Consider the following 16,980-nt stretch of genomic DNA (forward strand, 5'->3'; position numbering starts at 1 on the left):
GCCGAGCTATTTATGGCGCGGAGTATTAGTTACGCTTGACAGAGTGTAAAACAAAACATTTAAATCATAACGACAAATAATTTTGTGGAGAAAGATGTGGATACGGAATTGCTAAAAACTTTCCTCGAAGTGAGCAGAACGCGACACTTTGGGCGAGCAGCTGAAGCCCTCTACCTGACGCAGTCAGCAGTCAGTTTTCGTATTCGACAGCTGGAAAATCAACTGGGTGTGAACCTTTTTACCCGCCATCGCAACAATATTCGTCTAACCCCGGCCGGTGAAAAGCTATTGCCTTATGCAGAAACCCTGATGAATACCTGGCAGGCAGCGCGAAAGGAGGTTGCGCACACATCCCGGCATAATGAATTCTCGATCGGTGCCAGCGCTTCACTATGGGAATGCATGCTCAGCCAGTGGCTTATGCGGCTATATCGCACACACAACCATCTGCAATTTGAGGCGAGGATTGCGCAACGCCAGTCGCTGGTTAAGCAACTCCACGAGCGGCAGCTTGATCTGCTGATCACCACAGAAGCCCCCAAGATGGATGAATTTAGCAGCCAGATTGTTGGACAGTTTAGCCTGGCGCTCTATGCATCCGAGCCTGCAATGATGAAGGCCGACCTGAATTATTTACGCCTGGAATGGGGGCCTGATTTTCAGCAGCACGAGACGGGGTTAATTGCCAGCGATGATATCCCGCAACTCACGACAAGCTCTGCGGAGATCGCATGCCAGCATCTTCCCACACTGAAAGGCTGTACATGGTTACCTGTTCGCTGGGCGGATAATAAACCTGCACTCCATGTTGTCACCGATTCAACAACGCTCTCCAGGCCGCTGTATGCCATTTGGCTGCAAAACAGCGATAAGCAGTCGCAGATAAAAGATCTGTTAAAAACCAGCATACTGGATTAACGCAAAAGCCTGCGGAAACGCAGGCTGCTTATTCTTCAGGAAGGTGTTGAGCCGTTTTACAGGCAAAAAAAATCCTTTGCCGAAGCAAAGGATTCTATATGGCAGGGGCGGAGAGACTCGAACTCGCGACACCCGGTTTTGGAGACCGGTGCTCTACCAACTGAGCTACGCCCCTAAATTTTTTTGCCATTAAGCCTGCCCTTTGGGCAGGCTTAATGTCTTAATAAGTGGCGGAACGGACGGGACTCGAACCCGCGACCCCCTGCGTGACAGGCAGGTATTCTAACCGACTGAACTACCGCTCCACCGAATACTTCTGTAACCACCGGATTAATGCACCGGCTTACTACTTAATTTGATGCCTGGCAGTTCCCTACTCTCACATGGGGAGACCCCACACTACCATCGGCGCTACGGCGTTTCACTTCTGAGTTCGGCATGGGGTCAGGTGGGACCACCGCGCTAAAGCCGCCAGGCAAATTCTGTTAATCTGTATCAGGCTGAAAATCGTGTCTGTCTCTCTTCGCCAAAACAGCTTCGGCGTTGTAAGGTTAAGCCTCACGGTTCATTAGTATCGGTTAGCTCAACGCATCGCTGCGCTTACACACCCGACCTATCAACGTCGTCGTCTTCAACGTTCCTTCAGGAGACTTAAAGTCTCAGGGAGAACTCATCTCGGGGCAAGTTTCGTGCTTAGATGCTTTCAGCACTTATCTCTTCCGCATTTAGCTACCGGGCAGTGCCATTGGCATGACAACCCGAACACCAGTGATGCGTCCACTCCGGTCCTCTCGTACTAGGAGCAGCCCCCCTCAATTCTCCAGCGCCCACGGCAGATAGGGACCGAACTGTCTCACGACGTTCTAAACCCAGCTCGCGTACCACTTTAAATGGCGAACAGCCATACCCTTGGGACCTACTTCAGCCCCAGGATGTGATGAGCCGACATCGAGGTGCCAAACACCGCCGTCGATATGAACTCTTGGGCGGTATCAGCCTGTTATCCCCGGAGTACCTTTTATCCGTTGAGCGATGGCCCTTCCATTCAGAACCACCGGATCACTATGACCTGCTTTCGCACCTGCTCGCGCCGTCACGCTCGCAGTCAAGCTGGCTTATGCCATTGCACTAACCTCCTGATGTCCGACCAGGATTAGCCAACCTTCGTGCTCCTCCGTTACTCTTTGGGAGGAGACCGCCCCAGTCAAACTACCCACCAGACACTGTCCGCAACCCGGATTACGGGTCTACGTTAGAACACCAGCCATTAAAGGGTGGTATTTCAAGGTTGGCTCCACGCAGACTGGCGTCCACGCTTCAAAGCCTCCCACCTATCCTACACATCAAGGACCAGTGTTCAGTGTCAAGCTATAGTAAAGGTTCACGGGGTCTTTCCGTCTTGCCGCGGGTACACTGCATCTTCACAGCGAGTTCAATTTCACTGAGTCTCGGGTGGAGACAGCCTGGCCATCATTACGCCATTCGTGCAGGTCGGAACTTACCCGACAAGGAATTTCGCTACCTTAGGACCGTTATAGTTACGGCCGCCGTTTACCGGGGCTTCGATCAAGAGCTTCGCGTTGCCGCTAACCCCATCAATTAACCTTCCGGCACCGGGCAGGCGTCACACCGTATACGTCCACTTTCGTGTTTGCACAGTGCTGTGTTTTTAATAAACAGTTGCAGCCAGCTGGTATCTTCGACTGATTTCAGCTCCGTCCGCAGGGACTTCACCTACATATCAGCGTGCCTTCTCCCGAAGTTACGGCACCATTTTGCCTAGTTCCTTCACCCGAGTTCTCTCAAGCGCCTTGGTATTCTCTACCTGACCACCTGTGTCGGTTTGGGGTACGATTTCGTGTTACCTGATGCTTAGAGGCTTTTCCTGGAAGCAGGGCATTTATCACTTCAGCACCGTAGTGCCTCGTCATCACACCTCAGCGTTAATAAGGTACCGGATTTACCTGGAACCTCCGCCTACATGCTTAAACCGGGACAACCGTCGCCCGGCTGACATAGCCTTCTCCGTCCCCCCTTCGCAGTAACACCAAGTACAGGAATATTAACCTGTTTCCCATCGACTACGCCTTTCGGCCTCGCCTTAGGGGTCGACTCACCCTGCCCCGATTAACGTTGGACAGGAACCCTTGGTCTTCCGGCGAGCGGGCTTTTCACCCGCTTTATCGTTACTTATGTCAGCATTCGCACTTCTGATACCTCCAGCACCCCTCACAGGACACCTTCAACGGCTTACAGAACGCTCCCCTACCCAACAACACATAGTGTCGCTGCCGCAGCTTCGGTGCATGGTTTAGCCCCGTTACATCTTCCGCGCAGGCCGACTCGACCAGTGAGCTATTACGCTTTCTTTAAATGATGGCTGCTTCTAAGCCAACATCCTGGCTGTCTGTGCCTTCCCACATCGTTTCCCACTTAACCATGACTTTGGGACCTTAGCTGGCGGTCTGGGTTGTTTCCCTCTTCACGACGGACGTTAGCACCCGCCGTGTGTCTCCCGTGATAACATTCTTCGGTATTCGTAGTTTGCATCGGGTTGGTAAGCCGGGATGGCCCCCTAGCCGAAACAGTGCTCTACCCCCGAAGATGAGTTCACGAGGCGCTACCTAAATAGCTTTCGGGGAGAACCAGCTATCTCCCGGTTTGATTGGCCTTTCACCCCCAGCCACAGGTCATCCGCTAATTTTTCAACATTAGTCGGTTCGGTCCTCCAGTTAGTGTTACCCAACCTTCAACCTGCCCATGGCTAGATCACCGGGTTTCGGGTCTATACCCTGCAACTTAACGCCCAGTTAAGACTCGGTTTCCCTTCGGCTCCCCTATACGGTTAACCTTGCTACAGAATATAAGTCGCTGACCCATTATACAAAAGGTACGCAGTCACCCCATAAAGAGGCTCCCACTGCTTGTACGTACACGGTTTCAGGTTCTTTTTCACTCCCCTCGCCGGGGTTCTTTTCGCCTTTCCCTCACGGTACTGGTTCACTATCGGTCAGTCAGGAGTATTTAGCCTTGGAGGATGGTCCCCCCATATTCAGACAGGATACCACGTGTCCCGCCCTACTCTTCGAGTTCACAGCATGTGTGCTTTCGTGTACGGGACTATCACCCTGTACCGTCGGACTTTCCAGACCGTTCCACTAACACACAAGCTGATTCAGACTCCGGGCTGCTCCCCGTTCGCTCGCCGCTACTGGGGGAATCTCGGTTGATTTCTTTTCCTCGGGGTACTTAGATGTTTCAGTTCCCCCGGTTCGCCTCGTTAACCTATGTATTCAGTTAACGATAGTGCAACGAATTGCACTGGGTTTCCCCATTCGGACATCGCCGGGTCAAAGGTTCATATCACCTCGCCGGCGCTTTTCGCAGATTAGCACGTCCTTCATCGCCTCTGACTGCCAGGGCATCCACCGTGTACGCTTAGTCGCTTAACCTCACAACCCGAAGATGTTTCACTTCTGATTGCGAAAATTTGAGAGACTCGAACACACCATTAAAGATGTGTCGTTTCAATTTTCAGCTTGATCCAGATTTTTAAAGAGCAAAACTTCGCAGTGCACCTTTTCAGGTTCACTCTGAAGTTTTCTTGTGTTCGCAGTAAAGGATGGTGGAGCTATGCGGGATCGAACCGCAGACCTCCTGCGTGCAAGGCAGGCGCTCTCCCAGCTGAGCTATAGCCCCATCGTTTGTAATCTCTGTACCGCTCATCCTTTAAAAGGAGTTTGGTAGGCCTGAGTGGACTTGAACCACCGACCTCACCCTTATCAGGGGTGCGCTCTAACCACCTGAGCTACAAGCCTGCAGAGATTTTTTACTGCTGTTTTTCATCAGACAATCTGTGTGAGCACTACAAAGGCAGGTTCTTTAAGGTAAGGAGGTGATCCAACCGCAGGTTCCCCTACGGTTACCTTGTTACGACTTCACCCCAGTCATGAATCACAAAGTGGTAAGCGCCCTCCCGAAGGTTAAGCTACCTACTTCTTTTGCAACCCACTCCCATGGTGTGACGGGCGGTGTGTACAAGGCCCGGGAACGTATTCACCGTGGCATTCTGATCCACGATTACTAGCGATTCCGACTTCATGGAGTCGAGTTGCAGACTCCAATCCGGACTACGACGCACTTTATGAGGTCCGCTTGCTCTCGCGAGGTCGCTTCTCTTTGTATGCGCCATTGTAGCACGTGTGTAGCCCTACTCGTAAGGGCCATGATGACTTGACGTCATCCCCACCTTCCTCCAGTTTATCACTGGCAGTCTCCTTTGAGTTCCCGGCCTAACCGCTGGCAACAAAGGATAAGGGTTGCGCTCGTTGCGGGACTTAACCCAACATTTCACAACACGAGCTGACGACAGCCATGCAGCACCTGTCTCAGAGTTCCCGAAGGCACCAAAGCATCTCTGCTAAGTTCTCTGGATGTCAAGAGTAGGTAAGGTTCTTCGCGTTGCATCGAATTAAACCACATGCTCCACCGCTTGTGCGGGCCCCCGTCAATTCATTTGAGTTTTAACCTTGCGGCCGTACTCCCCAGGCGGTCGACTTAACGCGTTAGCTCCGGAAGCCACGCCTCAAGGGCACAACCTCCAAGTCGACATCGTTTACGGCGTGGACTACCAGGGTATCTAATCCTGTTTGCTCCCCACGCTTTCGCACCTGAGCGTCAGTCTTTGTCCAGGGGGCCGCCTTCGCCACCGGTATTCCTCCAGATCTCTACGCATTTCACCGCTACACCTGGAATTCTACCCCCCTCTACAAGACTCTAGCCTGCCAGTTTCGAATGCAGTTCCCAGGTTGAGCCCGGGGATTTCACATCCGACTTGACAGACCGCCTGCGTGCGCTTTACGCCCAGTAATTCCGATTAACGCTTGCACCCTCCGTATTACCGCGGCTGCTGGCACGGAGTTAGCCGGTGCTTCTTCTGCGGGTAACGTCAATCGACAGGGTTATTAACCCTGTCGCCTTCCTCCCCGCTGAAAGTACTTTACAACCCGAAGGCCTTCTTCATACACGCGGCATGGCTGCATCAGGCTTGCGCCCATTGTGCAATATTCCCCACTGCTGCCTCCCGTAGGAGTCTGGACCGTGTCTCAGTTCCAGTGTGGCTGGTCATCCTCTCAGACCAGCTAGGGATCGTCGCCTAGGTGAGCCGTTACCCCACCTACTAGCTAATCCCATCTGGGCACATCCGATGGCAAGAGGCCCGAAGGTCCCCCTCTTTGGTCTTGCGACGTTATGCGGTATTAGCTACCGTTTCCAGTAGTTATCCCCCTCCATCAGGCAGTTTCCCAGACATTACTCACCCGTCCGCCACTCGTCAGCGAAGCAGCAAGCTGCTTCCTGTTACCGTTCGACTTGCATGTGTTAGGCCTGCCGCCAGCGTTCAATCTGAGCCATGATCAAACTCTTCAATTTAAAAGTTTGATGCTCAATGAATTAAACTTCGTAATGAATTACGTGTTCACTCGTTGAGACTTGGTATTCATTTAGTGTCCGAGGACATTAAGAATCCATGTCACTTTGAGTGCCCACACAGATTGTCTGATAAATTGTTAAAGAGCAGTGCAACGCGGCTTTCGCTCACCGTTGCGAGGTCCCGTATATTACGTTTTCCTCATTCAGAGTCAAGCAATTATTTTCACTTTTCTCTGTTGGCGTTCATCTCTGAACCCCGCTGTCCCGGCGGCTTGTAAGCCGTTGTTCCGTGTCAGTGGAGGCGCATTATAGGGAGTTCTCAGACGTTGACAACCCCTCTTTGAAAAAAAACGTTCAACCGTCTCTTTTTTGCTCAAAACCGTGCTACAGCGCCAGTTTTTCGAGCGTTTCGAAGCCATAACGACGTAAAACGGGCAAAAGTTGTTCGGTTTCTTTTGTTATCGCCATACAGAAAGCGATGTTCGCATCCGCTGATTTCGCATCCGGCGCCTCGTGCTCCAGTAGCCAGGCCGTCCGACGCGCAATCGCAGCACCGGAATCCACCAGCCGGGTCCCTTCAGGCAAAACCTTTAACAGCTCTTCCTGTAATAGCGGGAAATGGGTGCAGCCGAGAACAACCGTATCCGGTGGTTCCTGCATCCGCAGCCATGGACGCAGAATGCGACGCAGCTCTTCAAGCGATACCGCCTCGCCGTGCAGTTTCGCTTCCGCCATTTCCACCAGCTCCGCGGAGCCGAGCATGGCGATCTGGCATTCATTGGCAAAGCGCTCAATAAGCTCACGCGTATAAGGACGTTTTACCGTACCGCGTGTCGCCAGCAACCCCACGATACCGTTCGCCGTCAGACGCGCCGCAGGTTTGATTGCCGGGACAACGCCCACAACCGGGAACGGGAATTTTTCGCGCAGGGCAGGAAGAGAGACCGTGCTTGCCGTATTACAGGCAATAACCGCCAGCGCCAGGGGATAGCGCTTTTGTACCGCGGTGACGATTTCAATCACACGCTCAACGATAAAGTCTTCACTCTTTTCCCCATACGGGAACGCGACGTTATCGAAGGCGTAGATGTAATGGAGATCCGGCAGGAGCTGCCGAATCTCATCATAGACCGAAAGCCCACCGACGCCGGAATCAAACACCAGCACGGTGGGACGCGGATCAGAAGGTGTAGCTGCCAGACAAGGTGTATTCCCGTCCTGCAGTTTGGTAGCCATAAACTGTCTCGTAATCTTTATCGAACAGGTTGGCTATTTTACCACGAACTGTGAGATGTGAGGTGACAGGATATGAAACCGCGACGTCCCACAGGCTGACGCCGCCCATTTTAACTTTCTCTGACGGATAGGTTCCAAAGTCGGTGTCGTAGCGCGTGCCGAGATAGTGATACGTCAGGCTCCAGTCAACATCATAGATCTGCGTATCAAGCTGATATTTCACCTGCTGTTTAGCACGACGGTCCAGAAGTTGATTGGTTGCCGCATTGCGGGCATCCACATAGTCGTAGCCCACAGTATGCGTCAACGGACCCGTATCAAACGACGCTGTCGCTTCTACACCTTTAATGCGTGCTTTGCCGACGTTGTAATATTGCTGCAGGTTATTGTTGAAGTCGATGAGATTATCAACGTCATTACGATAGCCGGATACGCGCCAGCTTACGCCTGCCGTCAGGCCTTCAAACGCCCCTTCCCACTGTTTGCTCTCTTCAGGATCAAGATGGGTATTGCCGTAGAAGCCATAGAGCTGACCCAGATTCGGCGCTTTATAGGCCGTGCCATAAGAGGCTATGAAGCGGTAACCGTCAACGAACTCCCAGGCTGCGCTACTTTGCCAGGTACCATGGCGACCAAACTGAGAGTTGTCATCGCTGCGGGCCGCCGCCTCCAGAGTGAAATCTCCAAACTGCTGCAACCCAGTCAGGTAGACGCCAGTGTTACGCAGGTCATAGGCGTTGGTTACGTAGTTGGTACCCGGCTCGGTGCTCTGTTTCTGCCAGTCAACGCCCGCGCCGATGTTGCCATGTCCCACGTCAACTGAGTTGGTCCACTGAACATTGTACTGTTTGATTTCATCCAGGGTTGCTGTGGAGTCATAGCGTCCAAGGTGCGGATCGTAATTGTAATCTTTGCTGTGACTGTAGCTGGAGAGCAACTGTGAATGGAAAACATCCCGGTTAAACCGCAATCCGGCATCCCAGGTCTGGCTATAGAGTTGGCGGGTATCAACCAGCACATCAGGGGTAAATGAACTGTAATAGCCGTCATAGGCGGTACGGTTGCTGTAACCATAGCCGCGAACGAAACCACTCCATTGCTCAGAGAAAGCATGCTCCAGTGCGCCGTAGAGCGTTTTATTCATAAAGCCGTCGCGATCGGTCTGGGCAAGGCCGCCGTTATTACCGTCAGCAACGACGTCAAAGCCTTTTGTGTAGGTGTAATCCCCCGCCAGCGTAACGCGCGTACTTTCACCCAATGTTTGCTGGGTGCTGCCACCATAATTCTGGAAGCCGTGTGTCCCAACGCCAGCATTCAGCGTTGTGCCATCCTTCGCACGCGTAGTGATAATGTTGACTACACCACCGATCGCATCCGAGCCGTACACCGCCGAACGCGGTCCACGAAGATATTCGATGCGCTGCACCAGGGAGATCGGAAACTGGCTGAGATCGGACGACCCCGTGACGCCCGCCTGGTTAAGACGGATCCCGTCGACGAGAATCAGGACATGGCTGGAGTTCGTACCGCGTATAAAGAGAGAAGAGAGCTGCCCCATCCCGCCATTTTGTGCCGTATCTACGCCAGGCAGGCGACGCATGACATCCAGAACCGTGGTGGATTGCCAGCGGTCGATATCGGCCCGCGTCACGACAGAAGTCGCAGCCAGAACAGATTTTTCAGGTTGTTCGAAACGGTTTGCTGTCACCACCAACGAGTCGGCGCTTTCCTGCGCCCAGCCCGAAAATGCCGTGACGGAAAACGCCGTCAACAGCGATACTTTTTTAATCATTGTTAAAGCATCCACAATATAAGAAGGATGCCGCAGGCCTCATCGATAGCACGCGATGATGAAACCAAATGCGACGTGATCCCGGCAGGTCTTCGGGCTGGGTGGCGTTATACGGATGAAGACTTCCCGTTTTCACAGTGTCTACAACTCTCATCCCGCCAGTCTTTACCGCTGCGCGTCAGCTCCAGATTTGCACTGGATTCCCTTTTCACTCTCAGGAGACCGGAAACAGAATGCTACAATTAGACACGTATAGATGTCCAGATAGCTATTAGCCATTAAATCTGGACATCCACTGCACAATCCCTACAATCCCCGCGTAATTCTTTATCACTCAGGACGCATCATGACCCCCGAACACCTCCCGACAGAACAGTACGACGCACAGCTGGCAGAAAAAGTTGTCCGCCTGCAAAGTATGATGACGCCTTTCAACGCGCCCGTTCCCGAGGTGTTTCGTTCTCCGGTCAGCCACTACCGTATGCGCGCTGAGTTTCGCATCTGGCACGATGGCGATGACCTGTACCACATCATTTTCGATCAGCAGACGAAATCCCGGATTCGCGTAGACAGTTTCCCGGCGGCGAGTGAGCTTATCAACCAGCTAATGACGCTGATGATCGACGGTGTGCGCACTAATCCGGTGCTGCGCAACAAGCTGTTCCAGATTGACTACCTGACCACCCAAAGCAATCAGGCCATTGTCTCTCTGCTCTATCACAAAGCGCTGACCGACGAATGGCGCGAGCAGGCAGAAGCCCTGCGCGATGCGCTGCGCGCGCAGAACATCAACGTGCACCTGATTGGCCGCGCGACCAAAACCAAAATCATGCTGGACCAGGATTACATCGACGAGCGTTTGCCGGTGGCAGGAAAAGAGATGGTTTACCGTCAGGTGGAGAACAGCTTCACCCAGCCGAATGCGGCAATGAACGTGCAGATGCTGGAGTGGGCGCTGAATGCGACGGAAGGGTCGACGGGCGATCTGCTGGAGCTCTACTGCGGTAACGGCAACTTCTCGCTGGCGCTGGCGCGTAACTTCGAACGCGTGCTGGCGACGGAAATCGCCAAACCGTCGGTGGCCGCCGCGCAGTACAACATCGCCGCTAACCATATTGATAATGTGCAGATCATTCGTATGGCGGCAGAAGAGTTTACCCAGGCGATGAACGGCGTACGTGAGTTTAACCGCCTGCAAGGGATTGATTTGAAGAGCTACCAGTGTGAGACAATTTTTGTCGATCCGCCGCGCAGTGGCCTGGACAGCGAAACCGAGAAGATGGTGCAGGCGTACCCGCGTATTTTGTACATCTCCTGTAACCCGGAGACGCTGTGCAAGAATCTGGAAACATTAAGCCAGACGCACAAGGTTGAACGTCTGGCGCTGTTCGATCAGTTCCCATATACGCACCATATGGAGTGCGGCGTACTGCTCACGGCGAAGTAATGTGGGCCTTGTAGGGCAGGTAAGCGAAGCGCCACCTGCCAAAAAAGCCGGATGGCGCTTCGCTTATCCGGCCTACAATGACAAAACCCTTTACTCTGGTAACTGGCTCTTGCGGCTACGCATGCGCGAGCCAATCCAGAACACCAGCGCCACAGACAGCACCGCAGGCAGGAAGTTAGAACCGATATCCGGATACTCTGCACGCACGACGGTGCTGTACAACAGTACACCCAGAATAAAACAGGCTGCGGCCAGCCCCGGTAACCCAACCGGCATGGTGCGATTCAGATAACGTTGATGCAGGCAATACACCGTCAGCACCAGCGCGATAATCGGGAAAATCGAGAACGGTACAATTGAGCTGAAAACCGCCGCAAACGTACCATTGATGGATAAGCCAGCGATCAATGCCAGCAACAGCGTTCCTTTATCCTGACCTGACTGTTTCATTACTCACCTTCACTCATCGTTTTGATGTGCCAACTTCTCTTGTTCACGGCGATACCAGTAGTAAGCACCTTTAGAAATCATTCGCAGCTGCAATACCAGTCGCTCTTCGAGTTGCTTACGTTGCTCAATGCTGACATCCAGCGCTTCGGCACCCGCGCTGAAAACAATGGTCACCATCGCCTCGGCCTGTGCTTCCGTAAACGCACGCGGCATATGGTTTTCGAGTTCAAGATAGTCGGCAAGTTCCGCGATGAAATGCTGAATTTCACGCGCGACGGCGGCACGAAACGCCGCCGACGTGCCAGAGCGCTCGCGCAGCAAAAGGCGAAACGCGTTAGGGTTATTGCCGATAAATTCCATAAATGTCGACACGGAGGTGCGGATCACGCTGCCGCCTTTGGCAATACGCTGACGCGCCTGACGCATAAGCTGGCGCAGCATCAAACCGCTCTCGTCGACCATGGTCAGGCCCAGTTCATCCACATCACGGAAATGACGATAGAAGGACGTTGGCGCAATCCCGGCCTCGCGCGCCACTTCGCGCAGGCTTAAACTGGCAAAACTCCGCTCAGCACTCAGTTGACTGAATGCGGCTTCCACCAGCGAACGCCGGGTTTTCTCTTTTTGTTGTGCTCTTACGCCCATCACGATAGTTGAATCCTTCCAAAGGCCCGTTGGCACTATACCAGAGAATAAAATTAATCTGTTTACCTGGCTTTGTGAATGATTGTTTACGCGCGGTTTGTGCTCCACTGCCCGAAAAAAGCACAACGATAATTGGGTTACCCAGGCAATGATGTTATGATTCTGTTGCTTTTATGTATAAGAACAGGTAAGCCTTGCCATGCCACATTCCTACGATTACGACGCAATAGTTATTGGTTCCGGCCCCGGCGGCGAAGGTGCTGCTATGGGTCTGGTAAAACAGGGAGCCAGAGTAGCGGTTATTGAGCGCTACCATAATGTCGGCGGCGGTTGCACCCATTGGGGCACCATCCCTTCGAAAGCCCTCCGCCACGCCGTTAGCCGCATTATCGAATTTAACCAGAACCCTCTTTACAGCGACCACTCCCGACTTCTTCGTTCTTCCTTTGCCGATATCCTGAATCACGCAGACACGGTCATTAACCAGCAGACGCGCATGCGTCAGGGTTTCTATGAGCGCAACCACTGTGAAATTCTGCAGGGTAACGCGCATTTTGTGGATGAACACACCCTGGCGCTGGAGTGCCACGACGGTTCGGTTGAGACGCTCACCGCTGAAAAATTTGTGATTGCCTGCGGATCGCGCCCATATCATCCGGCAGACGTGGACTTCTCTCATCCACGCATTTACGACAGCGACTCCATCCTCAGCCTGCACCACGAGCCACGCCATGTGATCATCTATGGCGCGGGCGTGATTGGCTGTGAATATGCGTCGATTTTCCGGGGAATGGAGGTCAAAGTTGATTTGATCAACACCCGCGACCGGCTGCTGGCGTTCCTCGATCAGGAGATGTCAGATTCCCTCTCCTACCACTTCTGGAACAGTGGCGTGGTGATTCGCCACAACGAAGAGTACGAGAAAATCGAAGGCTGCGACGACGGTGTGATCATGCACCTGAAATCTGGTAAGAAGCTGAAGGCGGACTGCCTGCTGTATGCCAACGGCCGTACCGGCAACACGGATTCATTGCAGCTGGAGAATATCGGGCTTGAAACCGACAGCCGCGGTCAGCTCAAGGTCAACAGCATGTACCAGACTGCGCTGCCGCACGTTTACGCGGTCGGCGACGTTATTGGTTACCCAAGTCTGGCCTCCGCTGCTTACGATCAGGGCCGCATCGCCGCACAGGCGCTGGTGAAAGGTGAAGCGACGGCGCATCTGATCGAGGACATCCCGACGGGCATCTACACCATCCCGGAAATCAGTTCTGTCGGCAAAACCGAGCAGCAGTTGACGGCCATGAAGGTGCCTTACGAGGTGGGTCGTGCCCAGTTTAAACACCTGGCGCGCGCACAAATTGTGGGGATGAGCGTGGGTACGCTGAAGATCCTGTTCCATCGCGAGACGAAAGAGATCCTCGGTATTCACTGCTTTGGTGAACGTGCCGCGGAAATCATTCATATCGGCCAGGCGATCATGGAGCAAAAAGGTGGTGGCAACACCATCGAGTACTTCGTTAACACCACCTTTAACTACCCGACCATGGCGGAAGCCTATCGGGTAGCTGCGCTGAACGGCTTAAACCGCCTGTTTTAACGCGTTGTCGAAATGGCCATCCATTGCACCACGGATGGCCTCTGCCAGCTGCTCATAGCGGCTGCGCAGCGGTGAACCCGGACGATAAACCAGGCCGATCGTGCGACGCGGCTCTGGCTTAATACACGGCAGATAGACCACGCCATCACGCTTACGCTCGCGCGGCACGGCCAGCGCAGGCAGCAGCGTAATGCCACTTCCCGCCGCGACCATGTTACGCAGCGTTTCCAGGCTGGTTGCGCGGAAATGGGTATCTTCATCTGCACCCGCTTCGAAGCAGAAGCCCATCGCCTGATCGCGCAGACAGTGGCCGTCTTCCAGCATCAGCAGCTTTTCTCCGGCCAGATCGGCCATCGGCACGCGATCGCGGTTCGCCCACGGGTGATCTTCATAGATCGCCAGCATCATCGGCTCATCGAACAGCGGTACTTCAATAAAGGCTTCACTCTCTTTGACCAGCGCCAGGATCGCGCAGTCGAGCTTGCCGCTGTCTAACTGCGCCAGCAGCTGATGGGTTTGCGCTTCATGCAGGTACATTTCGAGTTTCGGGAACGTCTGGTGCAGCAGCGGAATGATTTGCGGCAACAGATACGGGCCAACGGTTGGGATCAGGCCAATATGCAGCGGGCCGGACATCGCCTCCCCCTGCTGGCTTGCCATTTCCTTGAGCACTTTGACCTCGCGCAGTACGGTGCGCGCCTGATCCACCAGCAGCAGACCTGCCTGCGTGAACAGTACCTTACGACTGGTGCGCTCCAGCAGCATCACGCCCAGCTCATCTTCCAGCTTGCGGATCTGACCGCTCAGCGTTGGCTGGCTGACGTGGCAGGAGTCTGCCGCGCGGCGAAAATGGCGATGCTCAGCTAACGCTACCAGGTATTCAAGATCACGAATATTCATTATTCATCCTCCGTCGCCACGATAGTTCATGGCGATAGATAGCATAGCAACGAACGATTATCCCTATCAAGCATTCTGTTGAATAATACATCACATAGACGAGGCGGCACGTGTTTGACCCAAAACGACCCCGCACCGTCAGCGAGTTTCTCTCAAAACTCGAAAAACTAAAGCCAACGTGAACTTTCGCGGACCCCGTGGTCCGCTTTTTTTTGCGTATAAAAAAGCCCGGCACTAAGCCAGGCTCCGTTTTTCTCCCTCTCCCTGTGGAAGAGGGCCGGGGTGAGGGCACCAGCCCGCACAAATCAAACCAACCGGTTTTTCGCGTCCGTAATCGCCTGCGCCACCTGCTTCGGCGAGACTCCACCTTTCGCCGCACGCTTATCCAGGCAGGATTGCAGGGCCAGAATCGGGTAGACATCCTCCCCAATAACCGCACTGAATTTCTGCAGGTCGGCAAGCGCCAGCTCTTCAAGGGCTTTACCCTGACGAATCGCTTCCACTACCGCTTCACCCACAATATGGTGCGCCTCGCGGAACGGTACGCCTTTCGCCACCAGGTAGTCTGCCAGCTCAGTTGAGTTAGCATAGCCCTGCTGCGCCGCTTCCTGGCAGCGCGGACGTTTCACCTGAATGCCGTCCAGCACCAGCGCGCCCATATGCAGACAGTCCAGCCAGGTGTCGAGCGCGTCGAACAGCCCCTCTTTGTCTTCCTGCATGTCTTTGTTGTATGCCAGCGGCAGCCCTTTCAGGGTCATCATCATACCGGTCAGCGCGCCCTGCACGCGGCCACATTTGCCGCGGATCAGCTCCAGCGCATCCGGGTTTTTCTTTTGCGGCATCAGGGAGGAGCCGGACGTCACGCGGTCGGACAGCTCGACGAAGCCCGCTTCGCCAGAGTTAAAGAAGATCAGGTCTTCGGCAAAGCGCGACAGGTGCACCATCCCGATAGAGGCATTCGACAGCAGCTCCAGCACGTGGTCACGGTCAGAGACGCTGTCAAGGCTGTTGCGGGTGGCGGAAGCAAAGCCCAGCCAGCCTGCCAGCTGCTCACGGTCGATTTCATAAGCCGTACCGGCCAGCGCGCCGCTGCCCAGCGGGCTGACGTCCAGACGCGTTAAGGTATCCTGTAAACGGCTCTCATCACGCGCCAGCATCTCAACGTAGGCCAGACACCAGTGCGCAAAGGTCACCGGCTGTGCGCGTTGCAGGTGGGTATAACCCGGCATCACCGCATCCTGATTGTTCTGCGCAGTGTCCACCAGCGCGCTCTGCAGCTGACGATTCGCCGCCAGCAGTTCGCCGACGGTCTCTTTACACCACAGCTTCAGGTCGGTCGCCACCTGGTCATTACGGCTACGCCCGGTATGGAGCTTTTTACCCAGCTGGCCGACTTTGTCGATCAGTTTGCCTTCCACCCAGCTGTGAATATCTTCGGCATCGCTCTGGAGGATTTGCTGCGGATCCAGACGCACCTCTTCCAGCAGATTATTCAGCGCCTCTTCCAGCTGCTGCTGTTCCTCTGCGGTCAGCACGCCCACGGTCACTAGCGCTTTGGACCAGGCCACAGAGCCGACAATATCCTGTTCGGCCAGGCGGTAGTCGAAGCGCAAAGAGTCGTTGAACTGTTTGAACCGCTGATCCGCTGCCTGTGTAAAACGCCCACCCCAAAGTGCCATAACGAATTTCCTTAATGATGATATTTTTGCCCGGTGGCGCTGCGCTTACCGGGCCTACAAAATTCACGTAGGCCGGATAAGCGAAGCGCCATCCGGCACAGAATCTTAAGCCAGAATACGCGTACCAATCGGCGTACCGTTAAACAGCGCCGGGAGTTGCTCCGCGTGACGCCAGGAGGCGATATCCACCGGACGACCCAGCGTGCGCGCGGCATCCAGCGCCGCGTTCACCTTAACGATCATGCCGTCGGTGATAATGCCCTGATCGATCAGCTGTTCGGCTTTTGCGGCGGTCATTTCCGCTATACGCTGGCCTTTGCCGTCCAGAATACCGCTCACGTCGGAGAGCAGGATCAGGTCTGCGCCCAGCGTGGCCGCCAGCGCGGTTGCCGCCTGGTCCGCATTGACGTTCATCAGCTCGCCCTCTTCGGTCACGCCGATTGAGCTCACCACCGGCAGGAAACCACCTTCCAGCAGGGTGTTAATCAGCTTAGGCGAACCTGGCTGCGCCAGTCCAACATGGCCAAGCGCTTCGTCGAGCTGGGTCACTTTCACGCTATCGCCATCGCCCAGACAGAGACCAACGGACGCGATGTGGTGCTTCTTCGCCCACGCCAGCAGCGTTTTGTTCGCCGTCCCCGCCAGCGCACCAGTAATAATGTCAATCTGGTCGGCAGGCGTGACGCGCAGGCCATTTTTCTTAATCACCGGCAGGTTGAGCCCTTTCATCAGCTCGTCCACCACACAGCCGCCGCCGTGGACAATCACCAGCGGACGTTGATGTGATTCACGATAGTTCACCAGCGCGGTAAACAGGCGCTCCAGCGCTTCTTCGCTGTCCAGCAGTACACCACCGAGTTTGATAATTAATGGGTTCATCATC

The 16,980-nt window shown here is 54.3% G+C and carries 10 protein-coding genes, 4 tRNA genes, 3 rRNA genes and 1 riboswitch; of the genes, 3 read left to right on the plus strand and 14 right to left on the minus strand.

Annotated elements, in window-relative coordinates:
* Window positions 1-96 precede the first annotated feature (96 nt).
* Entirely contained in the window at window positions 97-918 is an 822-nt protein-coding gene (hdfR, locus tag HWQ15_RS07400) for an HTH-type transcriptional regulator HdfR (RefSeq protein ID WP_022649779.1), read from the plus strand.
* Window positions 919-1,017: 99 nt separating this feature from the next.
* Here hdfR and HWQ15_RS07405 read toward each other — a convergent pair.
* From HWQ15_RS07405 to btuB, 9 genes are all read right to left on the minus strand, one after another.
* Window positions 1,018-1,093: transfer RNA gene (locus tag HWQ15_RS07405), tRNA-Trp, on the minus strand.
* Window positions 1,094-1,146: 53 nt separating this feature from the next.
* Window positions 1,147-1,223, minus strand: a tRNA-Asp gene (locus tag HWQ15_RS07410).
* A gap of 55 nt (window positions 1,224-1,278) precedes the next feature.
* A 5S ribosomal RNA gene (gene rrf, locus HWQ15_RS07415) occupies window positions 1,279-1,394 on the minus strand.
* 71 nt (window positions 1,395-1,465) lie between these two features.
* Window positions 1,466-4,370: ribosomal RNA gene (locus HWQ15_RS07420) — 23S ribosomal RNA — on the minus strand.
* A gap of 171 nt (window positions 4,371-4,541) precedes the next feature.
* A tRNA-Ala gene (locus HWQ15_RS07425) sits at window positions 4,542-4,617 on the minus strand.
* Window positions 4,618-4,659: 42 nt separating this feature from the next.
* Window positions 4,660-4,736 (minus strand) — tRNA-Ile (locus HWQ15_RS07430).
* 70 nt (window positions 4,737-4,806) lie between these two features.
* Window positions 4,807-6,348: ribosomal RNA gene (locus HWQ15_RS07435) — 16S ribosomal RNA — on the minus strand.
* The 16S, 23S and 5S rRNA genes sit together here with 4 tRNA genes alongside, the layout of an rRNA operon.
* A 384-nt stretch (window positions 6,349-6,732) precedes the next feature.
* A complete protein-coding gene (gene murI, locus HWQ15_RS07440) occupies window positions 6,733-7,584 on the minus strand; it encodes a glutamate racemase (protein ID WP_063149391.1) in 852 nt (283 codons plus the stop codon).
* Entirely contained in the window at window positions 7,529-9,376 is a 1,848-nt protein-coding gene (gene btuB, locus HWQ15_RS07445) for a TonB-dependent vitamin B12 receptor BtuB (protein ID WP_023330102.1), read from the minus strand. The genes murI and btuB overlap by 56 nt, the downstream gene beginning before the upstream one ends.
* 65 nt (window positions 9,377-9,441) lie before the next feature.
* Window positions 9,442-9,618: riboswitch (cobalamin riboswitch) on the minus strand.
* Between the two features lie 104 nt (window positions 9,619-9,722).
* On the opposite strand from btuB, the gene trmA reads away from it, so the two are divergent.
* Window positions 9,723-10,823: a tRNA (uridine(54)-C5)-methyltransferase TrmA gene (gene trmA, locus HWQ15_RS07450; RefSeq protein WP_023298887.1), complete on the plus strand. Its 1,101-nt coding sequence runs from the start codon at window positions 9,723-9,725 to the stop codon at window positions 10,821-10,823.
* A 90-nt stretch (window positions 10,824-10,913) separates the two neighbouring features.
* Here trmA and HWQ15_RS07455 read toward each other — a convergent pair whose 3' ends face one another.
* A complete protein-coding gene (locus HWQ15_RS07455; protein ID WP_017383113.1) occupies window positions 10,914-11,273 on the minus strand; it encodes a YijD family membrane protein in 360 nt (119 codons plus the stop codon).
* A gap of 9 nt (window positions 11,274-11,282) precedes the next feature.
* Window positions 11,283-11,921, minus strand: a complete 639-nt coding sequence (gene fabR / locus HWQ15_RS07460) for an HTH-type transcriptional repressor FabR (protein WP_003862059.1) — start codon at window positions 11,919-11,921, stop codon at window positions 11,283-11,285.
* 196 nt (window positions 11,922-12,117) lie between these two features.
* Between fabR and sthA the strand changes: the two genes are divergently transcribed.
* The gene (gene sthA / locus HWQ15_RS07465) at window positions 12,118-13,518 is read left to right on the plus strand and encodes a Si-specific NAD(P)(+) transhydrogenase (RefSeq protein ID WP_003862057.1); all 1,401 of its coding nucleotides are present in this window, start codon (window positions 12,118-12,120) and stop codon (window positions 13,516-13,518) included.
* Here the strand turns inward: sthA and oxyR are convergent.
* The 3 genes from oxyR to argB form a co-directional block, all read right to left on the minus strand.
* Window positions 13,501-14,418, minus strand: coding sequence for a DNA-binding transcriptional regulator OxyR (gene oxyR / locus HWQ15_RS07470; protein ID WP_022649783.1), 918 nt, complete (start codon window positions 14,416-14,418; stop codon window positions 13,501-13,503). The genes sthA and oxyR overlap by 18 nt on opposite strands.
* A gap of 305 nt (window positions 14,419-14,723) precedes the next feature.
* A complete protein-coding gene (argH, locus tag HWQ15_RS07475; protein ID WP_023298888.1) occupies window positions 14,724-16,097 on the minus strand; it encodes an argininosuccinate lyase in 1,374 nt (457 codons plus the stop codon).
* 105 nt (window positions 16,098-16,202) lie between these two features.
* A complete protein-coding gene (gene argB, locus HWQ15_RS07480; RefSeq protein ID WP_094948456.1) occupies window positions 16,203-16,979 on the minus strand; it encodes an acetylglutamate kinase in 777 nt (258 codons plus the stop codon).
* Between the last annotated feature and the right edge of the window lies 1 nt (window position 16,980).

This window comes from Enterobacter sp. DSM 30060, from assembly GCF_013375955.1.
Lineage (GTDB): Bacteria > Pseudomonadota > Gammaproteobacteria > Enterobacterales > Enterobacteriaceae > Enterobacter > Enterobacter intestinihominis.

Coding starts and splice junctions, on each gene's coding strand:
- trmA (WP_023298887.1), top strand. CDS start 9,723: ATGACCCCCGAACACCTCCCGACAGAACAGTACGACGCACAGCTGGCA.
- sthA (WP_003862057.1), top strand. CDS start 12,118: ATGCCACATTCCTACGATTACGACGCAATAGTTATTGGTTCCGGCCCC.
- btuB (WP_023330102.1), bottom strand. CDS start 9,376: ATGATTAAAAAAGTATCGCTGTTGACGGCGTTTTCCGTCACGGCATTT.
- argH (WP_023298888.1), bottom strand. CDS start 16,097: ATGGCACTTTGGGGTGGGCGTTTTACACAGGCAGCGGATCAGCGGTTC.
- murI (WP_063149391.1), bottom strand. CDS start 7,584: ATGGCTACCAAACTGCAGGACGGGAATACACCTTGTCTGGCAGCTACA.
- argB (WP_094948456.1), bottom strand. CDS start 16,979: ATGATGAACCCATTAATTATCAAACTCGGTGGTGTACTGCTGGACAGC.
- oxyR (WP_022649783.1), bottom strand. CDS start 14,418: ATGAATATTCGTGATCTTGAATACCTGGTAGCGTTAGCTGAGCATCGC.
- HWQ15_RS07455 (WP_017383113.1), bottom strand. CDS start 11,273: ATGAAACAGTCAGGTCAGGATAAAGGAACGCTGTTGCTGGCATTGATC.